The 23706-nt window shown below is 66.7% G+C and carries 16 protein-coding genes; 5 read left to right on the top strand and 11 right to left on the bottom strand.

The window, feature by feature from the left end; all coding sequences use genetic code 11:
* Window positions 1-391: 391 nt before the first annotated feature.
* A complete protein-coding gene (ptsP, locus tag ASG67_RS08660) occupies window positions 392-2896 on the top strand; it encodes a phosphoenolpyruvate--protein phosphotransferase (protein ID WP_056528364.1) in 2505 nt (834 codons plus the stop codon).
* A complete protein-coding gene (gene nagE / locus ASG67_RS08655; protein ID WP_235535122.1) occupies window positions 2893-4575 on the top strand; it encodes an N-acetylglucosamine-specific PTS transporter subunit IIBC in 1683 nt (560 codons plus the stop codon). The genes ptsP and nagE overlap by 4 nt, the downstream gene beginning before the upstream one ends.
* Window positions 4576-4606: 31 nt before the next feature.
* On the opposite strand, the gene ASG67_RS08650 is transcribed toward nagE, so the two are convergent.
* The 5 genes from ASG67_RS08650 to ASG67_RS08630 all read right to left on the bottom strand — a co-directional run bounded on the left by ASG67_RS08650 (window position 4607) and on the right by ASG67_RS08630 (window position 8924).
* Window positions 4607-5767: a copper resistance protein B gene (locus ASG67_RS08650; RefSeq protein ID WP_056528361.1), complete on the bottom strand. Its 1161-nt coding sequence runs from the start codon at window positions 5765-5767 to the stop codon at window positions 4607-4609.
* Complete coding sequence (locus tag ASG67_RS08645) at window positions 5764-7587, bottom strand: copper resistance system multicopper oxidase (protein WP_082543396.1); 1824 nt, start codon at window positions 7585-7587, stop codon at window positions 5764-5766. Before ASG67_RS08645 ends, ASG67_RS08650 begins: the two co-directional genes overlap by 4 nt.
* 76 nt (window positions 7588-7663) lie before the next feature.
* Entirely contained in the window at window positions 7664-8230 is a 567-nt protein-coding gene (locus tag ASG67_RS08640; RefSeq protein WP_056528358.1) for an RNA polymerase sigma factor, read from the bottom strand.
* A complete protein-coding gene (locus ASG67_RS08635; RefSeq protein WP_056528355.1) occupies window positions 8227-8655 on the bottom strand; it encodes a periplasmic heavy metal sensor in 429 nt (142 codons plus the stop codon). Before ASG67_RS08635 ends, ASG67_RS08640 begins: the two co-directional genes overlap by 4 nt.
* Entirely contained in the window at window positions 8652-8924 is a 273-nt protein-coding gene (locus tag ASG67_RS08630; RefSeq protein ID WP_156460717.1) for a hypothetical protein, read from the bottom strand. Before ASG67_RS08630 ends, ASG67_RS08635 begins: the two co-directional genes overlap by 4 nt.
* Before the next feature lie 131 nt (window positions 8925-9055).
* Here ASG67_RS08630 and ASG67_RS08625 point away from each other — a divergent pair, with 131 nt between their 5' ends.
* On the top strand, window positions 9056-10477 hold the full coding sequence (locus ASG67_RS08625) for a DUF4139 domain-containing protein (protein WP_056528349.1): 1422 nt from the start codon (window positions 9056-9058) through the stop codon (window positions 10475-10477).
* Window positions 10477-12024 (top strand): DUF4139 domain-containing protein, encoded by a 1548-nt coding sequence (locus ASG67_RS08620; RefSeq protein WP_156460716.1) that lies wholly within the window; start codon window positions 10477-10479, stop codon window positions 12022-12024. The genes ASG67_RS08625 and ASG67_RS08620 overlap by 1 nt, the downstream gene beginning before the upstream one ends.
* A gap of 13 nt (window positions 12025-12037) precedes the next feature.
* On the opposite strand, the gene ASG67_RS18825 is transcribed toward ASG67_RS08620, so the two are convergent.
* Window positions 12038-13375 (bottom strand): hypothetical protein, encoded by a 1338-nt coding sequence (locus tag ASG67_RS18825; protein WP_156460715.1) that lies wholly within the window; start codon window positions 13373-13375, stop codon window positions 12038-12040.
* Between the two features lie 297 nt (window positions 13376-13672).
* Between ASG67_RS18825 and ASG67_RS08610 the strand changes: the two genes are divergently transcribed.
* Window positions 13673-15466, top strand: coding sequence for a di-heme-cytochrome C peroxidase (locus tag ASG67_RS08610; RefSeq protein WP_156460714.1), 1794 nt, complete (start codon window positions 13673-13675; stop codon window positions 15464-15466).
* 7 nt (window positions 15467-15473) lie between these two features.
* On the opposite strand, the gene ASG67_RS08605 is transcribed toward ASG67_RS08610, so the two are convergent.
* The 5 genes from ASG67_RS08605 to ASG67_RS08585 are packed head-to-tail and all read right to left on the bottom strand — an operon-like array spanning window position 15474 to window position 23522.
* On the bottom strand, window positions 15474-15935 hold the full coding sequence (locus ASG67_RS08605) for a hypothetical protein (protein ID WP_056528344.1): 462 nt from the start codon (window positions 15933-15935) through the stop codon (window positions 15474-15476).
* Window positions 15936-15969: 34 nt separating this feature from the next.
* The gene (locus ASG67_RS08600; RefSeq protein ID WP_056528341.1) at window positions 15970-19014 is read right to left on the bottom strand and encodes an ATP-binding protein; all 3045 of its coding nucleotides are present in this window, start codon (window positions 19012-19014) and stop codon (window positions 15970-15972) included.
* Complete coding sequence (locus tag ASG67_RS08595; protein ID WP_056528338.1) at window positions 19007-20278, bottom strand: hypothetical protein; 1272 nt, start codon at window positions 20276-20278, stop codon at window positions 19007-19009. The genes ASG67_RS08600 and ASG67_RS08595 overlap by 8 nt, the downstream gene beginning before the upstream one ends.
* The gene (locus tag ASG67_RS08590; protein ID WP_056528335.1) at window positions 20275-21396 is read right to left on the bottom strand and encodes a trypsin-like peptidase domain-containing protein; all 1122 of its coding nucleotides are present in this window, start codon (window positions 21394-21396) and stop codon (window positions 20275-20277) included. Before ASG67_RS08590 ends, ASG67_RS08595 begins: the two co-directional genes overlap by 4 nt.
* Complete coding sequence (locus ASG67_RS08585; RefSeq protein ID WP_056528332.1) at window positions 21393-23522, bottom strand: DNA/RNA non-specific endonuclease; 2130 nt, start codon at window positions 23520-23522, stop codon at window positions 21393-21395. The genes ASG67_RS08590 and ASG67_RS08585 overlap by 4 nt, the downstream gene beginning before the upstream one ends.
* Window positions 23523-23706: the final 184 nt, after the last annotated feature.

The following is a 23706-nucleotide window of genomic DNA, read 5'->3' as shown; positions in this document are numbered from 1 at the left end:
CATGAAAATCACCCGCATAACGTTTTTTATAAAAAGTTCCTTTATTGAAGAAATTATCTCTCACTTTGCTGGATGGCCAGTCAGGCACCGAACCAAATTCCGGCTGTTCTCAAGGTACCCAAGCAGGCGGCGAAGCATGACAGTTGCACGCTTCCAAACGATAAAATCGACATTTTTAGGGGATGTATGCTGCCTAATCTGAACAGCCGCTCAACGTCCGCTGTTTGAAAAATGATCGAATATTTTCTGATCGATATCAGCTATTCCTGCTGACACAGGCTGTCGCTCCGATGCGAACGAGACGCCAAAATGTAACCGAGTGGTCATTGATAGGTATTGTCAGCGACGGGGTAGGCGATAGGGTGATGGCAACCTGCCGGGGAAATGGGCGATGACCGATATGCAACTCTTCGCGCCGCTTGCCGGCTGGGCCGTGCCGCTGGCCGCCGTGCCCGATCCCGTCTTTGCCGAGGGGATGATGGGTCAGGGCATGGCCATCGATCCGACCGGCGATACGCTGCACGCGCCGTGCGATGCGACCGTGCTGACGGTTCATGCCGCCGGGCACGCAATCACGCTGGCGGTGGGTGAGGGTGTGTCGATGTTGCTGCACGTGGGCATCGATACCGTGGCGCTGGACGGGGCGGGCTTCACCCCGCTGGTCCAGCCAGGCGACCGGGTGACGGCGGGATCGCCGCTGATCCGGTTCGATCTGGACAGGATCGTCCGCGGTGCGGCGGCGGCGATCACGCCGGTGCTGGTGCTCGATCATGAGGGCGTCACGGTGACCGAACGGTGCGGCGAGGGGCCGGTGTCTGTCGGCGATCCGTTGATGCGGGTGCGGTTCGAGGCTGTTCGGGCAGAGGTTAGCCTCGACGAGACCGACAATGCGCCGGGCGAGACGGTCCGGCAAGATGTCATCGTGCAACTGCCGCATGGTCTCCATGCTCGACCGGCCGCGCGGATCGTGGCGGTGGTGCGGAGACACGATGCACGCGTCGATTTCCGTCGCGGCGATGCCGTCGTGTCGGCGGCCAGCGCGGTGGCGTTGCTGTCACTGGGGCTGGCGCATGGCGCGACGGTGACGATCGAGGCGACCGGCCCTGATGCCGTCGCCGCGATCGCCGCGATCGAGCCGTTGCTGACGACCGAGGTGGATGCACAGGCGCCAGCCGCCGCTCCCCGGGCTGTCGTCGCGCCGGCAGATCTGGCGGAGGGCGCGATCGGTGGCGTTACAGCCGCGCCGGGGCTGGCGGTCGGTACGGGTTGGTGGCTGCGGCCGGCGGTGCCCGATGTGCCGGCGCACGGCGAGGGGGTGGCGATCGAGCGGACGCGGCTGGCGACCGGCATCGACGCGGTCGGGCGGGCGCTGGCAGAGGCGGTCGCGACGCCGGGTCAAATGGGCGGCGTGTTGCAGGCGCATCAGGCCATTCTCGACGATACGACGCTGATCGATCGGGCGGTGCAGGCGATCGACGCGGGTGCCGCTGCGGCGAGCGCGATCATGACCGCCGCGGCCGAGCAGGGCGCGCAGCTACGCGCATCCGGCAATGCCCGCATCGCCGAGCGGGCGGATGATATTCACGACGTGGCGCTGCGGGTCGTTCACGCGATCCTCGGCACCGAAGCTGCGCCGCTCGACGTGCCGGCGGGGGCAATCGTGCTTGCGCACGACCTGCTGCCGTCGCAACTGGCGGTGCTGGCCGGGCAGCAGGTCGGGGGCTTCGCGGTCGTTGGTGGTGGGCCGACGTCGCATGTCGCGATCTTGGCGGCGGGGATGGGCGTGCCAATGCTCGTCGCGCTGGGTGAGGCGTTGGACGCGGTGGCGGACGGTGCGATGCTGGTGATCGACGCTGATGGTGGCGCGCTGCATGTCGATCCCGACGCTGACCGGGTCGACCGGGCGCGGGCGACGATCGCCAACCGGGCGGCGGCGGAGGCGGCGGCGCGGGCGGCCGGGGATCGACCGACGGTGATGGCCGATGGTACCGCGGTCAGTGTCTATGCCAATCTCGGATCGATCGCCGATGCGCTGGCGGCGGCGGATGCAGGGGCGGAGGGTTGTGGCCTGTTGCGCACCGAATTCCTATTCCTCGACCGCGCGACCGCACCGACCGAGGCCGAGCAGGCGGCGGATTACAGCGGCGTCGCGGCGGCGCTGGCGGGCAAGCCGGTGGTCATCCGGCTGCTTGATGTCGGCGGTGACAAGCCGGCGCCGTATCTGGATATCGCGGCTGAGGAAAACCCGGCGCTGGGCGTGCGCGGTATCCGGGTGGCGCTGGTGCAACCAGAGGTACTGGAGACGCAGCTGCGCGCGATAGTGTCGATCGCCGATGTCAAAAATTTGCGGATCATGGTGCCGATGGTCGCAAGCGTCGACGAGATGATCGCGGTGCGGACGGTGCTCGACCGGCTGCGCACCGAGATGGGCATCGGCCCGGTGCAACTGGGCGCGATGGTCGAGACGCCGGCGGCGGCGATCACCGCCGATCTGCTGGCGGCGCACGTGGATTTTCTGTCGGTCGGCAGCAACGACCTGACGCAATATGTGCTGGCGATGGATCGCGGCAATCCGGCACTGGCGGCGGGGATCGACGGGTTGCACCCGGCGGTGTTGCGGCTGATCCAGGCCGCCTGTCGCGGTGCGGCGACGCGCGGTGTGCCGGTCAGCGTGTGCGGAGGACTTGCCGCCGATCCGCTGGCGGTGCCGATCCTGCTGGGACTGGGGGTGCGGACGCTGTCCGTGCCGCCGGCGCGCGTGCCCGCCACCAAGGCACTGGTCGCGGTGCTGTCACTGGCGCGGGCCACCGCGCAGGCGGAGGCGGCGATCGCCGTCGATAGCGCGGGCGCAGTGCGCGCGCTTGCCCGCCGTTTCGCCGAGGAGTTGGCCCGATGACGTCGCCGATGGTGTTCCTCCAGCCCCTGGGTCGCGCGCTGATGCTGCCGCTGGCGGTGCTGCCGATCGCGGGCCTGTTGCTGCGGCTGGGCCAGCCCGATCTGCTCGACATTCCATTCCTGAGCGCAGCGGGCGAGGCGATCTTCTCCAACCTCGGAATGCTGTTCGCGGTCGGCGTGGCGACGGGGTTCGCCCGTGACGGCAACGGTGCCGCGGCGATGGCGGGGATCGTGTGCTACCTCGTGTCGATCAACGGCGCGCAGGTGCTGATGACGGTGCCGACCAAGGCACTGGCAGGCGTGCCGGAGACGCTGCTGGCGACGGTGGGATCGGCGTGGAAGGCGACCGCAATCGACAAGTTGGAAGTGCCGATCGGCATTGCCTCCGGTCTGGTCGGGGGCCTGTTCTACAACCGCTATTCGACGCTGAAACTACCCGAATATCTGGCGTTCTTCGGTGGGCGCCGGTTCGTACCGATCGTCGCGGGCGTCGCAGGGCTGGCGATCGGGCTGGTCACGGGCTTCAGCTATGGCGCGATCAGCAGCGGGATGGACACGCTCAGCACCGCGGTGGTGGCGGCGGGCGGGTTCGGACTGTTCGCGTTCGGACTGCTCAACCGGCTGTTGCTCGTTACGGGGCTGCATCACATCCTGAACAACGTCGCGTACTTCGTGGTCGGGGATTATCACGGCAAGAGCGGCGACCTGACGCGCTTCTTCGCGGGTGATCCGACGGCGGGCGGCTTCATGACCGGGTTCTTCCCCGTCATGATGTTCGGCCTGCCCGCCGCGTGCCTGGCGATGTACCACACCGCCTTGCCCGATCGGCGCAAGTCGGTCGGCGGGTTGCTGCTCAGCCTGGCACTGACGTCGTTCCTGACCGGGGTGACCGAGCCGATCGAGTTCAGCTTCATGTTCCTCGCGCCTGTGCTCTACGCGATCCACGCGGTGCTGACCGGTGCATCGGAAGCGCTGATGAACGCGCTGGGCGTGAAGATGGGCTACGGCTTTTCGGCCGGGCTGTTCGATTACGTCCTGAATTACGGCAAGGCGACGAAGCCACTGATGTTGATCCCGGTGGGGGCGGCCTATGCGCTGATCTATTACACGTTGTTCCGCTACGCGATCGTCCGGCTGAACCTGCCGACGCCGGGGCGTGAGCCAGCGGATGCCGTGCCCGACGCGGCGCCAGTGGCGGCAAGCGACCGGGCGGCGGCCTATGTCGCGGCGCTGGGCGGGGCGACAAACCTGCGCGGCATTGATGCGTGCGCGACGCGGCTGCGGCTGTCGGTGGCGGACAGCAATGCGATCGACGAGCCGCGTTTGCGGCAACTCGGCGCGCGCGGCGTGCTGCGGCCGTCGGCGACGTCGGTGCAGGTGATCGTCGGCGGCATAGCCGACGGGCTGGCGATGGAAATGCGGACGGCGGCCGATGCGGCGCCGGTGTCAGTCGTGCCGGTGGCGACGCCGGCCGTCGCCGTTGCTCCCGTGGCATTGCCGGCGGCGCTGGAGGCTGCGTTGGGCGGGCAGGGCAATGTCGGGGAGGTGACGCGGCACGCCGGGCGTTACCGCGTCGTCGTCGCTGATCGGGCGCGGGTGGACGAGCCGGCGCTGGCCGGGGCAGCTATCAGGACGGCGGCGTGGGTGTCGGCCGATACGGTGCATCTACTGGTACCCTGACTTTCTGTTCCCCGGCCCGCCGGGGACCTGTTCAGAACCAGGCGCGCACGCCCAGCGCCAGCGCGAACCCGCCCGTGTCATCGCCTCGTGCGCGGGCATAGCGGGCGGTGTCGCCGTATCGCCGCTCCCATGATACGGCGACATAAGGCGCGAATTCGCGTTTGATCTCGTAGCGCAGGCGCAGGCCGAGCTCGGCGTTCGACAGGCCCGATCCGATACGGCTGCCGGGCATGTCGTGTGCGGCGAGGTTCAGCTCCAGCCGGGGTTGCGCGATCAGGCGTTGGGTGATGCGCTGGTCGTAATACGCCTCGACCCGGCCGAGCACGTCGCCCTTGTCGGACAGGAACAGTGCACCCTCGACTTCGAACCAATAGGGGGCGAGTCCCTCGACACCGATGGTGGCATAGGTTAGCTTCGCACCCCGGCCCAGATCCTGGCGCACACCGCCCTGCAGGTCGAAGTAAGGGCCGATAGCGCGCGAATAGAGCGCCTGTACCTCGGCCCCGTCGAGCCGCCGGCCAAACGATCCCTCACCCTCGCTTTTCATGACGAGGCGGTGGATGTCGCCACCGAACCAGCCCTCGCCGTCCCAGCGATAGCCGTCGCGGCCTTTCTTGACCTGCGCTTCGGCGATGTTGAAGATCACTTGGCTGAACCGCATGCCGCCATGTTCACGGCGCATGAAGGCACTGCTCGCGGCCATGGCGGCGGGATCATGGAAGCGCGCGGCGGCGGAGTCGGTGGGCGCGGCGGGCCGCGGTGCGTTGCCGGCGGGTTGGTCGGTACCGACGGGTGCTGTGGCGGCGGGCTTGCAGTGGCCCATCGCCGCGTGTTCCGGCGGGCAGGAGTCGGTTGGCGACATGGCCATGCCGGGCATCGATGGTATGGCTTCATTGGTCGACGTGGCGGGTGCGGCGGCTGGCGTGCAATGTCCCATGGCGGCATGTTCCGGTGCGCAGCCATTTGCCATATCCGGCATCGCATGTCCGGTGCTGGAGGCTTTTGGAGTAGCTTTCCGCGAAGTCGCCGGTGTGCGACGTACAGGCTTGGCCGTGGCTTTTTTCGATTTCGGCTTTTCTGCCTTGGGCGCGGCGGGCATCGCCATGCCGGGCATGTGCATGTGATCCATCGACTGCGCGAACGCCGGTGACGTCACCGCGATCGCGGTGGTGGCGAGCAGCGCGCGGATCATGCCGGCGCTCCCGCAACGGGATCGGGCCGGACGCTGACGACCTGCATCATGCCGGCGTGCATGTGATAGAGCATGTGGCAGTGGAACGCCCAGTCGCCGACCGCATCGGCGGTCAGGTCGAACGTCGCGGTGCCGCCGGGCGCGACGTTGATCGTGTGCTTGCGCGGGCTGTGGTCGCCATGCCCCGTCACCAGTTCGAAGAAATGGCCGTGCAGGTGGATCGGATGCGCCATCATCGTGTCGTTGACCAGCGTCACGCGCACGCGTTCGCCCAGACGGAAGGGGATCGGCGCCTTCACCTCGTTCAGCTTCACGCCGTCGAACGCCCACATATATCGTTCCATGTTGCCGGTCAGGTGGATCTGCATCTGTCGCGACGGCGCGCGCGGATCGGGATTGCGATCGAGCGCGATCAGGTCGCGATAGACGAGGACCTTGTGGCCGGTGCCGACCAGGCCCTGGGGCGGTTCGCCGGTGCGGTCCATCGGCATCGGCGAGATCGTCTGCACGGTCGGTGTCTTCGGCAGGGTCGGCGCGATGGCGAAGTCACGCATCGAATGACTCATGCCGGCCATGTCGTGGCCCGCCTGCGCGCTGGCAGCGGCGGCGGGCGTGCAATGGCCCATCTTCGCATGTTCGGGCGGGCAAGCGTCGGCGGCGGGCGCGGCGTGATCCATGCCCGCCATCGGGCCGTGGTCCATCCCGGCCATGCTCCCCATGCCCATGTCGGTCATCGTCGCCAGCGGCCGGGTCCGCAACGCCGGCACGGCCGCGACCATCCCGACACGCGGGGCCAGCGTGGCGCGGGCCATGCCCGATCGGTCCCACGCCTCCGCCACGATCGTGTACGCCTCCGCGGCGACCGGCTCGACGATCACATCATAGGTTTCGGCCACCGCAATCTGGAATTCGTCGACCGTCACCGGCCGCACGTTCATCCCGTCCGCCTGCACGATCGTGAGCTTCAACCCAGGAATGCGGACGTTGAAATTGGTCATCGCCGATGCGTTGACGATGCGCAGCCGCAACCGCTCACCCGGCTGGAACAGCGCGGTCCAGTTGTCCGCCGGGCCATGACCGTTGACCAGATAGGTATAGGTCGATCCGGTCACGTCCGACACGTCGGCCGGGTCCATCCGCATACCGCCCCACATCGTGCGGTCCGCCAGCGGTTGGTCGCGACCCGCCAAAAGGCCGGCGAGAGTCTGCTTCTGGTAATTGAAATAGCCGCCCTGTTGTTTCAGCTTTTTGAAGATCACGTGCGGATGAAGCGGGCTGTGGTCGGACAGCACGATGACATGCTCGCGATTCGACGCGACGGGATCGATGCCCTTCGGATCGACGACGATCGGGCCGTAATGCCCCATCTGCTCCTGCAGGCCGGAATGGCTGTGATACCAATAGGTGCCTGCCTGGATCAGCGGAAATTCATACGTCAAGGTCGATCGCGCCGGAATGCCGGGAAAGCTGATGCCGGGCACGCCATCCATCTGGAACGGCAGCAACAGGCCGTGCCAGTGGATCGAGGTTTCCTCGTCCAGATCGTTGGTGACAGCGATCCTGACGGTCTGCCCCTCGCGCAGGCGGATCAGCGGGCCGGGGACGGTGCCGTTCAGGCCGATGGCGTGCGACGGCTTGCCGTCGATCATCATCATCTGATGCGCGACGCGCAACGCGATCGTGTCACCCGCCACGGTGGGCAGCGGCGTGGCGATGCCGGCCGACACCGGCTGCGCCCAGGCCGGCAGCCACGGCACCGTCAGCGCCCCGGCGCCGAGGCCAGCGTCACGCAAGAATCGGCGACGGGATAGAGCGGTCATGAATATCCTGATGGCTGGATCGGAATGGATGCTTTCGTTCTCATACGCAGGGCGGCTGTCCAGCCCTCACCAATTATCAGATCGGGACGCGATGTGGGGCCAGCGCGGCGCGGGCGCGACGGATGCGAGTCTCGACCGCCTTCACACTGATGCCCAGCGCCTCAGCCGCCTCTGCCTGGCTCAGTTCGTCGACGGTACAAAGCAGCAAGGGATCTCGCAGTGTCGCCGGCAATCGCCCGATCGCGGCTATCGCGTGGGCGAGATGCTGACGGTCGATCGCGCGTCCCTCGGTATCCGCCGCCGTATCGAGCACCTGTTCCCCGCTTTCAATCGGTAGGACGCGCGCCAGGAACCGCCGCACCCGCCGGCGCCGCGCATGGTCGCGGCATTTGTTGATCGCGATCCGCGCCAGCCAAGCGCGCAGCGACCGGTCCGTATCGAACCGGGCGAGTGCGCCATGCGCGGCGATGAACGTTTCCTGCAATTGGTCCAGCGCCTCGTCCGCGTCGCCTATCTGCGCGACGATCAGGCGATAGAGCGGCTGCTTGTACCGCGTCATCAGGACCGCGAATGCAGCATCCTCACCGCGGCGACTACGCAGGACAAGATCGCGATCGTCGAGCCGGGCCAGCGCATCGTTCACGAAGTGGCGGTCAGCGCCCGCACCACGACCCGGTCGAACGCCGCCGCCTGATCGGGCCGCAGAACCCGCCGCATCGCGAAGACATGCGCCAGCGTGGCTTTTTGCAGCGCGCCCATCGTGTGGTGCGATCGGTCGATGGCATCGGCGACGCGGGGGCCGTTCTGATGCTCCTGATCGATCGCGACGGCGAGTGCGGCATTGTCGCGGCGCAACTGCGCTTCCAGCCCCGCGCGCTTAATCGCGAAACCGGCCTCCAGTGCATTGATCCGTGCTTCCTGGTCTGGATCAAGCGCGATCGTGCAGTGCAGCAGGGCGTGGATTTCGGTGCCTTGCGTCGCGGCCGGCATCATGATCCGGCAGCCGATAAACGCGCCCGCCATCGCCGCCAGCAGCGCGAGGATGATGGTTAGCAAAGTACGGTTCATCGGCCGAGCAACAGGGTGGAGGGGGCGAGCATCGCGTCGACACCGATTGGGCTGGCCACCCGTGCCGCCACCGCGCCGCCCGCCAAGCTACCGCCAGTCAGGCCGATCGTCAGCGCCGCCGCCACGGACCACAAGCCGACGCGCCGTGCCGCGGTCGCTTCCCGTGCGCGAACCTCGATCGCGGCAAAGACGCGCGACTCCAGTCCATCGAGCGGTGCTGGGGATAGAGCGGCGATCAGGGTCGCCGCGCGGTCGATCGGGTCGGGCATCACGCACTCCATTTCCATGTCGTTATACGCAAAACGCGCCCGATCCCCTCAAGCCGTTTCGGATCGCCCCCTGCGCCATTGCGGGCGAACCGGCGGCGTGCAAAACCCGGCGCAAACGGGGAGAGAATGTGATGCGGGCAATGACAGCGATCTGGGCCATGCTGATCGCGCCGGGGGCTGCCGCGGCGCAGGAGGCACCGCAACAGGTCGCACCGGGACCGGCAACGGCGGGGCAGGGCGATGTGTCCGTCACGATCTATAACAACGACATCGCACTGATCCAAGACGTGCGGCCACTGACGCTGGGCAGTGGTCGGGTCAGGCAGAATTTTCCCGATGTCAGCGCCGCCATCCGTCCGGAAACCGTCTCGCTGAACGTCGCCGATGCCGCGATCGTCGAACAGAATTTCGATTACGACCTCCTCAGCCCGACCAGCCTGATGGAAAAGGCGGTGGGTGAGACGATCACATTGCTGCGGACCAATCCGGCGACCGGTGCCGAGACGCGCGAGCGGGCGAAGGTGCTGGCGGTCAACGGCGGCGTCGTGTTGCAGATCGGCGACCGGATCGAGGTGCTGCGCGACGACGGCCTGCCGGTGCGCGCGATCTTCGACAAGGTGCCCGACTCACTGCGCGCGCGCCCGACGCTGTCGGTGACGCTGGCCATCACCCGATCCGGCACGCGGCCGGCGACGCTGTCGTATCTGAGCCGCGGGCTGGGGTGGAATGCGGATTATGTCGCGCTGTTCGACCAGAAGAGCGGCCGCATCGACGTGCAGGGATGGGTGACGCTGCGTAACACCAGCGGCACGAGCTTCACGATGGCGCGCACGTTGCTGGTCGCCGGTGACGTGACGAGCGACGGCAATCAGGGTGGATACCAGCCTCGGCCACCCCGCCGCGCCAGTCGCCTGATGCAGGCGGGAACCGAAACATCGATGCGCGAGCAACTGGGCGATTTCTATCTCTATCCGCTACCGGAGCGCACGACGATCGCCGACAAGCAGACCAAGCAGGTCAGCTTCCTCGACGTGAAGGGCGCGGCGGCCAGTTCGGGCTATGCGTTCCAGAACGACTGGCTGGGATCGGCCGACGAGCCGCGCAGTGCCGCCAGCGTTCTGCGCTTCGCCAATTCGGGTGCGGCGGGGCTGGGGGATGCACTGCCGGCGGGGACCGTGCGCGTCTATGTCCGCGATGCACGCGGCCAGCCGCAGTTCACCGGCGAGAACCGGATCGACCATACGCCACAAGGATCGCAGATATCGCTATCCACCGGCGATGCGTTCGACGTGAAGGTGCAGCCGACCGTGACGGCGCGGACGAAAGTGGGTGGCACGCGCTGGCGCACGGCGATGCGCTATACCCTGACCAATGCGAAGGCGACGCCGGTGACGGTAGAAGTGACGCAAGCTGGCCTCGACTGGACCGATACGCGCATCATCGACGAAAGCCGCAAGAGCGAGCGGCGCAATGCCGCCACCGTCGTGTGGCAGGTGCCGGTGCCAGCGAACGGCCAGACGATCGTCACCGCGACCTTCGATACCCGTTACTGATGCGTCCGCCGGCTTGGCTGGGCGCGTTGCCGATGCTGGCGCTGTTGTCCGGCGGGCAGGCGGCGGCGCAATCGGTGGCGGCAGCGCCGCCGTCCGTTAACTCGCCCACGGCCGATGGTGTCGCCATCACCGTCTATCGCGCGCCATGGCGTGGGCGGGGGGACCGGATGGACCTGCGCAATCTGGGCGGCTTCGCGCTCGTCACCGAAACCCGCAAGGTCCGCCTGCCCAAGGGGCGGGCGGTGCTGCGGTTCGAGGGTGTCGCGGCCGGCATCGTGCCGGTGAGTGCGATCATCGATGGCCTGCCCGGCGGCACCGTGGAAAAGAACCGAGACGCCCGCCTGTTATCGCCGGCCTCGCTGGTCGACGGCACACTCGGTCGCGACGTCACGCTGACGCGAACCGACCGGGCGACGGGCCGGAAGCGATCGGAGAGTGCGACGATTGTCGCGGGGCCGACGCCCGGCATCGTACTGAAGACGGCGGCGGGGATCGAGACGCTGCGCTGTTCCGGCCTGCCCGAACGGTTGAGCTTCGCCAGCGTGCCGGCCGGTTTGTCTGCGAAACCGGCGCTCAGCGTCGCCACGGTGACGCCCACCGCCCGCACCGCGACGGTGACGCTGTCGTATGTGGCATCGGGTTTCGACTGGAGCGCCAGCTATGTCGCGACAATCGCGCCGGATGATCGCAGCCTGACGCTGTCGGCGTGGCTGACGCTGGCCAATGCCAATCCCGAACGCTTCGCCGACGCGGCGGTGCAGGCGGTGGCGGGGCGACTGAACCGCCGGGCGACCGCCGAGATGACGCGTCGAGCCGCCGCGCTGGAACTACGCTGCTATCCGCTCGGCACGACGACGTCGGATTTGCCGGAAGAGGCGTTCGAAATGGCGGACGAGATCGTCGTGACCGCATCGCGGATGATGGCCATGGCGCCGCCACCTCCTCCACCGCCCGCCCCGCCACCTCCACCGCCCCCACCCCCGCCGGAGGATCTGGGCGATCTGAAGCTGTACCGCGTGCCCGAGCGCGTCACCGTCGCCGCCAATGCGCAGAAACAAGTCGCGCTGCTTTCATCCGGCACGGTGCCGTTCGAGCGTCGTTATCGCCGGGCGCTCTATCCCGGCCAGACATTGATGGCCGCCCCGACCGCCAAACAGCTTGTCCTGCTTAATCGCAAACAGGACGGCCTCGGCTTTCCATTGCCGAACGGCACCACGTCGCTCTATCTCGACCGGCCCGGCGGTACGCTGTTGCTCGGCACCGGAACGATCGCCGACAAGGCGGTCGGCGAGACGGTGCGCATCGCGTCGGGCACCAGCCATCAGGTGCTGGTCGAGCAGCGATCGATCATCCGGGGCGAGGACCGGGCGACGATCACCAACGCCAACCCGTTCGCAGTCGTCGCGGAACTGCCGATCGGCAGCGCCGGACAGAAGATCGAGGCGGACGGAAATGCGCTGACACCGGTCGGCGGCATCGCGACCTGGGTAGTGCCGCTGCCGGCGGGCGCAACGGCCGAACTCAGCTATCGGTATGAGGTTCACTGACGGCGATAACGTCCTACACCAAGACGTCCCCCGCCCGCTGCAACGCCTTCAGCATCACTGCCGCGCCGCACTGCGCCGATCGCGCATTACGGTCGAACACGCCGTCCCGCACGAACTTGCCCTTGTCGTAATGGTTGGAAAACGACCAGAGATACGGCGTCGGAACGTTAACCGCCGGCCGGCGATAGCCCCAGCCATTATACGCCTCCCACCGATACAGCGCCCGCGGCACCGACCATTCGGTCTGTCCCGCAAACCCCTCCACGGTCAGCGCATCGACCGCGCTGTCGATCCAGGCGAAGGGCGGCTGGCCGGTTGTCGGTCGTCCGCTTGGCACCTGAACGGTGCGGGCCGATAAGGGATCACCGTTGTGCAGGTGGCTGGTGAAGCTGAATGACGCCTCCATCGCGTGGACGATGCCGACGAACCACCACGGCACCCCCGTCGCCGCAGCCACGCGCTCATATTGCGGCCGTCCCTTCAACAGCATCATGCGGTGCCACGCCACGACGCCGGCCTTCGTGGCCGGGACCCGGCAATCGTCGAACAGTATTTGATATGGTCCGCGCAGGGCGTCGAAGGCAGGGGCGGGGGCTTCCTCGATCAGGCTGGCAGGATCGACACCGCTGCTGCGCACCGCCTGGTTATAGGCATCGATCAGCGCATCGACGCTGGCGTTCAGCGTGGTTAGCCTGAGCAGGAGTGGCACGGCCGGATCGGCGGCGGCCGCGATCGTGGCGGCCAGACCGCGTTCCACCTCCGCCAGCGCCTCGTCGGGATCGTCGCCGGTGGTGACGGCCTCGGTCTGCACGAACGCGGCCTCGATCGGCCAGCCGCGGGCGTCGTCATATCCCGACTTCGCTTCGACGACCGAGAAATGCGCATGGTGATTATGGGCGTTGGCCCCGGTGTATGTTCGCCACGCCCATGCCGGCGCCTCGCCCTTCGGCTGCGCGCTGGCGATCCGCCGGTTTGAGATGACGTATCTGATCCGCGGGTCCTGCGACCGGCGCAGCACGTCGGCCAGCCGATGCGCGTCGCAGCCGCCGTTCGGATCGTGCGTGATGTCCATCCCCGTCACCACGCCGACGCCGCCATCGACGATCCACGGATTGTGGTCCGACGCGCGCGAGGCATGGGCGGGATCGCCGATCGTACCGTCGCTCGCCTTGCCACGCCGGGGGGCAGCGGTGTTCACGGCCTGACGAAGCCCCAGCAGAGCATCTGCCACCCGCCATTGGCGGGCGGGTGACTCCTCGATAGCCATGCTCGCGGAAAGATCGCCGTCGCTGTGCGGATCGACCGGGTCGTCGATCGTTCGCTCCTGTGATGATTGGTCGTTGGACTGCATCACGTCTTCTCCCTCGGGCGAGTCGCGGCCCTATTGTCCTTCGAGCGATGAGTATCGGCAAGCATTCGAAATTTCATTTTCGACGACCAACAGATAATAATTGAAGAAACCTTCGATGAATCAATTGGATAACTTTGACATATAAAATTATCGTATCATAAAGGATGGAATAAGAACGAAATAGTCCACCCTATTTTGTTGATATTTGTTGAATAGAGATGGGCGGAATACGCCGCTTCTCTTGACCAGTCTGTGACAGAATGAGACTTTCCACTGACATGGGGCAGGGGCAAGGTCATGACGATATCACGCGCACGCGGTTCGGGGTCTATGCTGCTCGCCTTTGGCGCTATCGCCACCTTCTTCACTGCCGCCGCCTGCGGTCGCAAGGAACCGGTGCTCGGCTGGAATCAGGGCTGGTCACCTACCGAACAGCGCGACTGGTATTCGGCGACGCAAGGATCACGTCTGTTGCCGCTCGCGTGGTTCAGGGCACTGGAGAGGGCCGATGCCCCCGCGCCCTTCGCCGATCCGACGCACCTGGCCGGCTATCGACTGTTGCCCGGTGCCGAGAATAACCTGCCGCTGGGCTTCGCGGTCGATGACAATGACGACACCGATCTGGGCGTGTCGAAGCTGCGCTGGTTTACCGGCCAGTCCAGCCGCGAACGCTGGGTCGGCCTCAACTGCTCGGCCTGTCACACCGCGCAGATCGAATTCGGCGACAAGTCGCTCCGGATCGATGGTGGCCCGTCGCTTTTCGATTACCAGCGTTTCGTCGAGGATTTCGATCGGGCGCTGACCGCGACGCGGACCGATCCCGCCAAGTTCGATCGCTTTGCCAAATCCGTGCTGACGACCAGCGATACCTCCGCGAACCGTGACCTGCTGCGCGCCGCGCTCGGCAAGCTGATCGACTGGGAGAACCGGGTCGAGACGATCAACGCCACGCCGCTGCGCTATGGTTTCGGCCGGGTCGATGCGTTCGGCCATATCTTCAACAAAGTCGCGCTGTTCTCCGGCGCCGCGCAGCCGACGCCCAATCCCGCCGATGCGCCGGTCAGCTATCCGTTCATCTGGGACATCTATCGCCACGACAAGCTGCAATGGAACGGCATCGTCAGCAACGCGCGCCTGTCGCTGGGCGGGGGGCGGTATCTGGATTACGGCGCGATGGGGCGCAATTCGGGTGAGGTCATCGGCGTGTTCGGCGATGTCGTGACGCGGCCGGGCAACGGCCTGGGTGGCTACAAATCCAGCCTTTGGGCGGACAATCTGATCCGGCTGGAAACGCAGCTGTCGACGCTGAAGGCGCCCGCTTGGCCGGTGCAGCTATTCGGCGCGATCGACGATACCGATGCCAAGCGCGCGATGATCGCCGCCGGCAAGACGCAGTTCGGCGTGCACTGCGCTACATGTCATGCACCGCAACCCGGCACCGCGCCATATAAGGTGACGATGGTGCCGCTGACTGCGACCGATCCCAACGCCACCGATCCCTGGATGGCGTGCAACGCGATCACCTACAGATCGGCGACCGGCAATCTGGCGGGCACACCGGCTGGTTACATCGGCGGCGGCGAGAAATTGGGCGCGGATGCCCCGCTCGCCGAAATGCTGGAGACGACGGTGAAGGGGGCGATGCTGGGCAAGAAGGGCCAGATTATCGGGCAGACCGCGCGCGTCTTCTTTGGCATCGGCGGTCGCCCGCGTGTCGTCATCACCGAAGCGCCCGACCAGCGCCCGGAAATCCTGCGGGCCTGTCTGGAGGCGAACAGCCCGTTCATGGCGTACAAGGCCCGCCCGCTCGACGGCATCTGGGCGACCGCACCTTACCTGCACAATGGATCGGTCGCCAATCTGTACGAACTGCTGCTGCCCCCGGCCCGCCGACACAAGACGTTCAAGGTCGGCACCCGCATGTATGATCCGACGCTGGTCGGGTATTCGACGCGCGACGATGCGCCGGGCAATGGCTTCACCTATGACACGTCGCTACCGGGCAACGCCAATATCGGCCATGATTATGGCGCGGCGACGTTGACCGCCGATCAGCGTCAGGCTTTGCTCGCCTATCTGAAAACGCTCTGACGCGGCTTCATTCGCCGCGATAGATATAGGGCAGCACGGCACCCCATAGCAGCGCCGCCAGTGGTCCGGCAAAGGCCAGCCCCTCGGGCAGCGCGATCGGCGATGTCGGCGCGCCGATCGCGGTCAGCCACAGGATGAACGACACCAGCGAAATCGCGATTGCCGGCCATTGCGGCCGCCCCGTCGCCGGATCGAGCGTCGATCGATAGCGGATGAAAATCGTGAGCACCGCGCAGATGGCGACAATCACCCACAGCGCCCCCACCCGCACCGATGCCGATGGCGTCTGCACCAGGGCAACCGCCGATCCGTACAGGCCGAGCGCCTCAGCCGGGACCAGCTTGGCGATCCGTGTTCCCCAATCGTCGCCCGCGACTGCCATGGCGGGTGCCGCGGTGGCACCGGGCACGCCCTCCAGCACGACGCCCTTCTGTTCGATCACAACCGGCTTTTCGATCCTGAGTGTCATGTCCGATGTCCCCTGCTTGTAAGGTGCCGCACGGTCAGTTCTTCGCCGCGGTGCCCGTGCCGCAGAGCCACAATTCCAGCGTGCCGGGCCGCGCCGACTTATAGCGACCGGGATCGAGCCGCTTGATCGTCACCGTGCCCGGTCCCAAACCCGCCGCGCCGATGGCGGCACCGGCGATGCTCGACGCGCGCGCCGCGGCTTCGGCATCCTGGCGGAAATAATAGCGCAACTCCGGCACCTCGATGCACGGATCGACCCGTTCGACGCGGGGTACGACGAAGCCTTCGCCGGCCAGCGAGGCGCGGATCGCGGCGGCGTGGTCGGGGTCGACATCCTTCACCTCGATATACACCCGCGCCGGGGCGGTCGGGCCTGTCATGGCCACGGGCACCCCCGCATTGCCGCCACCGGATGCCGGCACGTCCATCGCCAGCGCCGCCTGTAATGCGCGAAAATCGATCTTCGTGGCGGTGGCGATCGCGCCGATGGTCGTGCGGCCGGGCAGGTCGCCGGGTACGGAGGGCGCCGGCAACATCGCTGCATCGGCGACCAGCTTTCCGTCCGCCCCCCGCGATACCGCGATCTTCCACAACAGGCGCGGGATCGTGGTCCCGACCGGGCCATCGCCGGCCACCGCGCCGGTATAATAGATGATGCGGCTCGCCTGTGGATTATGGCTCAAACGCATCCATGCCAGCGTCGCCGGCCATGCGGCCAGCGGCGCCCCCCGTGCGCCCGTCGCATAGAGCGGCTGCATCGTCGCGATCAGGTTGGTCCCTTGCGTCGCCGATGCCGCCTGCGGCCCCCATGCGACCTCGCGCCGGTCGATCAGATGCGCCAGCACGATGCCGGCGCGGGCCAGCGCCACCTCGTCCGGCTGACCGTCAAGGCGGGGCCAGCGATACAGGGCGTTGGCCGGACCCATTGATCCTGTTCGGCTGCGATCGAGCTGGCTGACGACCAGGCGTGGCACGCCGCTCGTCGGATCGAAGAACACGCGCATGTTGTCGAGATCGAGGCGAACCAGCCCGGTCGCGATCACCCGCGGATCGATCGCTGCGCCGGTGCCGAGGAAGTCGGCGCCATAGCGCGGCGCGCGGCCCGATCGCGGCCAGGGCGCGGCGGTATCGGTCATGCCGGCAAACGCGGCGGGCAATTCGCCGGGCGGGACCGCGCCGCGGCTGACCAGCATCTGGATGAACTGTCGTCCGGCATCGTCATCGATGCTGGATGCGTCCGCCTGCGCGGTCAGGCTGGCGGCGGCTTCGCTCAGTTTGGCGGTGGTACTCGTCAGACTGGATAACTGCCGCTGCTGCCGGGCGACCACGTTGCGATTGTGATACTTCAGCATGAAGATGCCGGCGACTAGCGCGATCGCGATGAACGCCGCGATCGTCAGTCCGCTCCAGACCCGTTGCTGGATCGAGCGCGCACGTTTCAGAAACAGGTCGACGCGCCGGTCGCTGACCGGATCGACGCGCGCCCGCTGTCGGTAATCCTCGCGGATCGCCTCCGCCTCGCGCAACGCCCGGCCGAACAACAGGTGTCCGAGCGCGCGGCCAGATGCCGTCCATCGCTGTGCCTGCGCGTCGAGCGACAGATAGGCGCGCTCCTGATCGCGCACTTCGAACGACCAGCGGCGCAGGAGGTCCCAGTTGCGGATCAGTGCCTCATGGACGATCTCGATGCGGTCTGCCCCCCGGTCGCTGCCCGGCGTGACGCGGATCAGCGCGGCGGCGACGAACGGGGTTAGGATCGTGCGGATGCTGTCGGGCGGCAACAGGCGTTCCAGCTCACCCCGCGTCACCCGGTCACGAACGAATTCGTACAGCAGTGACGGGCGCACCAGTTGCTGGAAAATGACGCGGCAATTCTCCTTCGCCTGCGTGCTGCCCAGCCCGTTATAGATTTCCTGCGCGGCGTTCGACAGTGCGGTCGATGGCCCGCCGACCTCGTCATAGGTCGCCATCGTGATCCGGTTGCCATCGCGCCGTTTCCACAGCCTGAGCAGCGCATATTGCAGCAGCGGCAGTGCCGCCGGATCGGTGCCGACATCGGCGACGATTCGATCGACCACACCGTCCTGAAAGACCAGCCCGACCTGCGCAGCGGGTGCGACGATGGCGGCGCGGATATCGTCGATCTGAAGCGGCGGTACGCGGAATTCGGGGGCGGCGGCCAGATCGAGCATCGGCAGGACGCGAGCGGCGCGTTCGTTTTCCAGATACTCGTCGCGGATCGTCACCACGACATGCGCGCGCGGCAGATCGGCGATCGCCGCGATCGCCTGCGCCGCCCGGTCGCGCTCTTCGGGTTGGCAGAGGCTGAACAGCTCCTCCATTTGATCGATGATCAGCATCAGGCTGGCCGTCGCCATCCGCGCGGCGACGATCTGTCCGGTACTGGCGGGGGCGGCATCGACCTGTTGGCGGAAATGTTCGACCCAGGCGCTTTCGCCGATGCCCGCTGGTGCCAGCGCCCTGGCGAGACTTGCAACGGGATCGCGGCCCGGCGACACGACCGCGACGACCCAATCCGCCCCCGTCGGCTCGTGACGCACCGCCGCGACCAGCCCGGCGCGGACCAGCGACGACTTGCCGGTGCCGGATGCGCCGCTGATGACGACCAGCGGCGCGGCCAGCACGTGCTGGAGCAGATCGGCGACGACCTTGTCGCGCCCGAAGAACTTCGTCGAATCCGGCGCATCGAACGCAGCGAGTCCGACGAACGGATTGGCCTGTTCGTCCAGCACCGGCGACTGCGCGGCATCGAACGTTGCCAGGATAGGCCGCACCACGGGCGTCGGGGCGGAAACGGGTGACAGGGTGGCACTGCCGGTACTGGCCGAGGCGGTGTCGTCCGGCAGCCGGGCGAGCGTCGCGGTCCAATAGTTTATCATCGAGCGGATCGCATCCCGGTCTCCGACCGATTCGATCTGCACGCCCGCCGCTGCCGCATCCGCCACGAACACCGCCGCCGCTTCCCGGTCGAGGTGATCGTCGGCCTGCGCATCGAGCAACTGACCGTGGCGCAGGCACAAAGCCTCGAACCCGATCGGAGCGAGGCTTCCATCAACCATGGCCGACTTCTCCCTTCAACAGGGCGATCAGTTCGGGCCGTTTCTGCACCGACCGCCCCAGCCAGGCGAGCAAGGATTGGTCCACGGCCATAAACCGGCTGCGCCCGTTTGAGATCAACTCGCTGATCCGGTCGCGCGCGGCGTCGATCAGCGGCGGCGCGACCGGGGGTTTCAGGTCGACGGTCGCCAGCGCGATCAACTGCACGATCGGCGATGCCCAGTCGGATACGGGCTGCGCCCCACAGACCTGCGTCAATTCGCGCAACGTCAGTCGCCAGATGCGGTCGATATCGCCGGGCGCGCCGGGCTGGTTCTCCACCACGATCCGCTGGAGCAGGTCGAACTGCCGGTCCAGCCGCTGCCACCGGCCATGTTCGGCGATCGCCGCGATCAATTCGCGCGACACCTGATCGGCAAAGGCGACATACGAGGTGATGAGCGCCTCGAATCGCGTGCCTGCGGTCGATTGGACGAGCGGCGTGAAGAATTGCAGCGCCAGCGTGAACGGCTGGTTCGCGTCCTGCGCGGTATTGAGCATCGATACGTCGACGCTGTTCAGCCCCTCGTCGACACTGGCGGCCAACTCGCTGGCGGCGTCGTTCAGCGCATAAGCATCGCCCGCCGCCAGGGCCGCGTCGATCGCGTCGATCGCCCCGCCCATCGCCGTGCGGAACTCCAGTAACCGCACCACACCCGCCCGGTTAAGGTCCGCGATGGCGGTGTCGATCCGCGTCAGTTGCTGGCGGAACAGCATCGTGTAGACGCGCAGTTCGGGCCAGCGCGGCTTGGCCAGTGCCGCGCTGCGCATCAGCGGCAATAGCGGCTGGAGCACGTGCAGCGCATCGTGCATCCCCTTGTACGCCGTCACCGCCGCCATCAGCGCGTCGATCTGGTCGAGACTGGTGCGCAGCGTCAGGGCCTGCACGCTGGTCAGCGTGGCCCCGATCATCGCTTCGAGCGCGAACCGCTCCTCGCTAACGGCCACCAACGCTGGCGGATGCGCGGCCCCTATCGCCTTGCGAAGGCTCGCATCGGCCGGGCGCGCCAGCAGCAATGGGCCGAGCACCGGCGCCGCCTGCTGCACGCCGTCGAGAAAAGTCAGCGCGGCACCGACCTCGACCCGAAATCCGGCATCGGCGACTTCGTTGCGGATCTGTGCATCCTGCGTCCGGCACGCCGCCCAGAACGCGTCCTCCGCATCGCCGAACGACAAGGCGATCACGTCGGTCAGTGTCCCGATGACGGTGTCGCCCAGTTGCGTCACGGCACTTTGCCTGCAGCCGCGATATCTCGTGCCACCAGCCAGATCGGCACAGCCTGATTATATGTCGGCGCGATCGTCGCCTGTGCGGCATGGTGCAGGCCAACGAGATCGAGCTCGGACGAGAAGCAGGGCGACCCCGACGATCCTGGCCCGGTCGTCACGTCGTAACGAAGCCGCAGCGCCTTGCCCGGAAAGTCGGTGATCGTCCCCATCGCCAGCGACAGCAATTGCCCGGCGGCATGTTGCGACACAAACATGAAATCGCCGACCGACAACAGGCGTGGGGTCGCATCGAGCGGATAGAAACCACGATCGCCACCGCCGATTGGCTGCGCCAGATGCAGCAGCGCATAATCCAGTTCGTTCGCCGCAGGCTCGCCCGTCCCCGACATATCGCTGGTGCTGTAGGGGGAGAAATGGTCGGGCTTGGTAGTGACGCCGATCCGTTGGGTCTGGGCCACATCGCTGTTGAAATCGAATTCGCACACCACCTGATCGAACGTGTAATCGTCACGGATCAGCCCCTGGACGACGTGGTAGTTGGTCAGCACCAGATCGGTCCCGACCAGAAAGCCGGTGCCGGCCGAACCGGGCACGCCGATGCGACAGATGCGCGGCATCACCTTTTCCAGACCGGTCAGGAAGCGGCCGAAATCGATCAGCTTCGATCGTCGGGCGACCAGCGCTTCCAGACTGGCATGCGGTGCCGGTGCAGGCCCCTCCAGCTTGCCGGCCAGCGCGGCGACGGCGGGATCGGCGGGCAGTGCCGCCTGCGCCGCCGCGACATATTCGGCGGCCGTCGCCGGGGGAGGCATCGTCTCCGTCCGATCGGTCGTCGTCGCCGTCAGACCATGCGCCGCCGCCAGTGTCTGTAACAGGGGATTGCCCGGCCGGTCAGCGAACGCCAGCGCCAGGAAGCGTTCGGTGTCTCCTTGTTGATCCAGCAACACGGTCAGGTTTTCGACAACGCGGCGGAACGGCGCCTCGGTGTTGACCTCGTTTTCCAGGATCAGTCCGCCCTTGAACCGCAACAGGCTAGACAGGCGCGGTTTGTCATAGGCAGACAGGATCGCCGAGACGAGCGTGGCACCGGCATCGTCGCCCTGACCCAGTGTCATGCCGTAATCCCCGCCGCGGCGGCGATCGCATATCCCGCGCTGGTTCTGCCGCGATCGGCATCATGCAAAATATCGGGCAAGGTCAGGTGGCCGATCCGTTTCTCGAGCGTCGCGAGATCGACGATCGACCGGCGCCAGTGCGCGTCGAACTGCAACGCCTCCGTCGCCACCCCGGTCAGATCCTGTTCCAGCAGGAAGCCATAGGCGCCGATGCCCGCTCCATCGGGCGCGACGATCACCTTCCAGAACGCACGCGGGATCGCGACTGTCACGGCGCCTGCATCGTCGACGCCCCGGAACGGCGGATCGTCTGCGGCCAGCACCGGCCCCGCGAAGACCGTCAGGCGCTGTGTCGTCGCCTGTTTCAGCACCGCGTTTTCCAGATCGCCCCAATTGTCGGTCCCGCGCGGCCGGTTGAAGTCGGCCACCTGCGGCGAGCAATTGGTGACGTGATAGGTATCGCCATTCGCCCGGCGGCGTTCGTCAAAGGTCTCGCCCCAGACCACATCAGCGCGCCGCACTAGATGCCCCTTGTCGAAGGCTCCCCGGTCCTGCGTGAAGAACCGGTCGGGGAGTTGCTCGACGCCGCGCAGGCGGGGATCGGGGAACCACCGCTCCGTATCGCCGACGCCCAACCCGCCGAGATCGTCGCGCCCGTCGGCGGACCCGCGCCCTGCCGGATCACGACGGACGTTCGACGCAGTGAACAACGCCAGCCGCCGCCCTGCATGCATCGCAATCGAGAAATGCGTATAGGGAATGGCCGTCGCGCCATCGCTCATCCGCGCCAGCCCACCCGGACCGAATGCGGTCGGCAGCGGTATGGGAAAGCCCAGAAAATCTGGGTCATATCCTTGTCGGTCGGCGTAATTTTCGTCGTGCCACGGCATCACCGCGCGTTCGAGCGTGACGCTCTCCGTCGTGATGGCGGTTGGGGCCAGATCGCCCAGCGACACGGTGATCGTCAGCGGAATTGTGATGCTGGCGGTGGTCGTGCCGACCGTCGTGGCGACCGGGGTAGGGGGCGGCACCGCTGGCGTGGCTGGCGCCGCCACGACAGCCGGCGTCTCGACGCCTTGCCACCATCCGTCCCACGCCCCGCTGCCCGGCGCGGGCCTTGGCGCGGCGAAGCTCAGCCCCGCGTCCACCAGTTGCGCATCCAGCGCCAGATCGCGCGCCGGCACCGCATAGTTGGTGTCGAGATAGGCGCCACCGAAATGCAGCCCGACGACCTGCCCCGTCCGGACCGACACCACCGCGGACCCGGAATTGCCGCCCAGTGTGGAGGCATCATGCGTCGATGCGTTGACGCTTTTCCCGAAACTGTCGACGGCACGGCGCGGCAGGCGATGGCCCGGTTGCAGCCGCTTCACGTCGTACACGCCGCCGAACACCTGATCCTGTATCGCTCGGCTGAAGCGGGGATTGAATGCGGGGTATCCGATCACGACGATCTCGTCCTCCGGTCCCTCCGGATCGGCCGCCGACAGCGTCAGTGGCGCGAACGGCACATCGGCCACCTTCAACAGCGCCATGTCCCAATAGGGATGGACGAGAACCACCGACGTGATCCGGTAACGCTGCGGCACCTGCCGCCCGGCCTCCTCGACGAAGTTCATCGCTGCACTGGCGCCGGGTCTGAATGACAGGCCGCGCCCGGCGCCATCGACGAACAGTTCGGCGACATGCCGGTTCGTCATCACCAGGCCCGGCCCGACCAGAAAGGCGGTGCCGCCATAAGGGATGTCGTGGCGATCCGGCAGTTCCAGCCGCCCGATCGCCGGAATCGCCGGCTTGATGAGCGCCCGCACCCCCGGATCGTTCAGGTGCAGCCAGTCCCGGTGGGTCACCGTGTAATCGTCGTTCGCGATCAGGATCGCCGGCCGCCGATCGGGAATGATGATCGCTTCCAGCGCGAAATGCTCGTTCGGCGTCATCTGGTCGGGCCGATCGAGTTTTGCCGCCGCCCCCTCCACCGCGCTCTTATGCGCATCGGGCAGTGACTCGAAGTTGGTCACGGACGCTTCGTCCCCTGCGCCGGGCAGTTCGAGCGACTCCAGCCCCGCATTGTTACGCGCCGTCCGCAGCAGAAAATTGACCGCCGCCCGCGCATCCGACTCCGCCATACCGCACCCCCCGCGATGAGCGGACAGTATTTGCCGGATGCCAGACCATGTACAGCGGATTCAATTATTCGATAATGAAGTAAAGATTTGAGTTCCTTTCGTCATAAGTATTTGTTGAGTCGGTTTTTTTAGCGGCATCTACTGTTCGTAATAACATCAATGCTACAATTGTTGTGAACGTGCC

Origin of the sequence: Sphingomonas sp. Leaf339 (assembly GCF_001426195.1) — a bacterium.
Lineage (GTDB): Bacteria > Pseudomonadota > Alphaproteobacteria > Sphingomonadales > Sphingomonadaceae > Sphingomonas.
This window is presented reverse-complemented; position numbering and strand designations above follow the sequence as displayed.

Coding starts and splice junctions, on each gene's coding strand:
- ptsP (WP_056528364.1), top strand. CDS start 392: ATGACCGATATGCAACTCTTCGCGCCGCTTGCCGGCTGGGCCGTGCCG.
- nagE (WP_235535122.1), top strand. CDS start 2,893: ATGACGTCGCCGATGGTGTTCCTCCAGCCCCTGGGTCGCGCGCTGATG.
- ASG67_RS08650 (WP_056528361.1), bottom strand. CDS start 5,767: ATGATCCGCGCGCTGCTCGCCACCACCGCGATCGCGGTGACGTCACCG.
- ASG67_RS08645 (WP_082543396.1), bottom strand. CDS start 7,587: ATGACCGCTCTATCCCGTCGCCGATTCTTGCGTGACGCTGGCCTCGGC.
- ASG67_RS08635 (WP_056528355.1), bottom strand. CDS start 8,655: ATGAACCGTACTTTGCTAACCATCATCCTCGCGCTGCTGGCGGCGATG.
- ASG67_RS08630 (WP_156460717.1), bottom strand. CDS start 8,924: ATGCCCGACCCGATCGACCGCGCGGCGACCCTGATCGCCGCTCTATCC.
- ASG67_RS08625 (WP_056528349.1), top strand. CDS start 9,056: ATGCGGGCAATGACAGCGATCTGGGCCATGCTGATCGCGCCGGGGGCT.
- ASG67_RS08620 (WP_156460716.1), top strand. CDS start 10,477: ATGCGTCCGCCGGCTTGGCTGGGCGCGTTGCCGATGCTGGCGCTGTTG.
- ASG67_RS18825 (WP_156460715.1), bottom strand. CDS start 13,375: ATGCAGTCCAACGACCAATCATCACAGGAGCGAACGATCGACGACCCG.
- ASG67_RS08610 (WP_156460714.1), top strand. CDS start 13,673: ATGACGATATCACGCGCACGCGGTTCGGGGTCTATGCTGCTCGCCTTT.
- ASG67_RS08605 (WP_056528344.1), bottom strand. CDS start 15,935: ATGACACTCAGGATCGAAAAGCCGGTTGTGATCGAACAGAAGGGCGTC.
- ASG67_RS08600 (WP_056528341.1), bottom strand. CDS start 19,014: ATGGTTGATGGAAGCCTCGCTCCGATCGGGTTCGAGGCTTTGTGCCTG.
- ASG67_RS08590 (WP_056528335.1), bottom strand. CDS start 21,396: ATGACACTGGGTCAGGGCGACGATGCCGGTGCCACGCTCGTCTCGGCG.
- ASG67_RS08585 (WP_056528332.1), bottom strand. CDS start 23,522: ATGGCGGAGTCGGATGCGCGGGCGGCGGTCAATTTTCTGCTGCGGACG.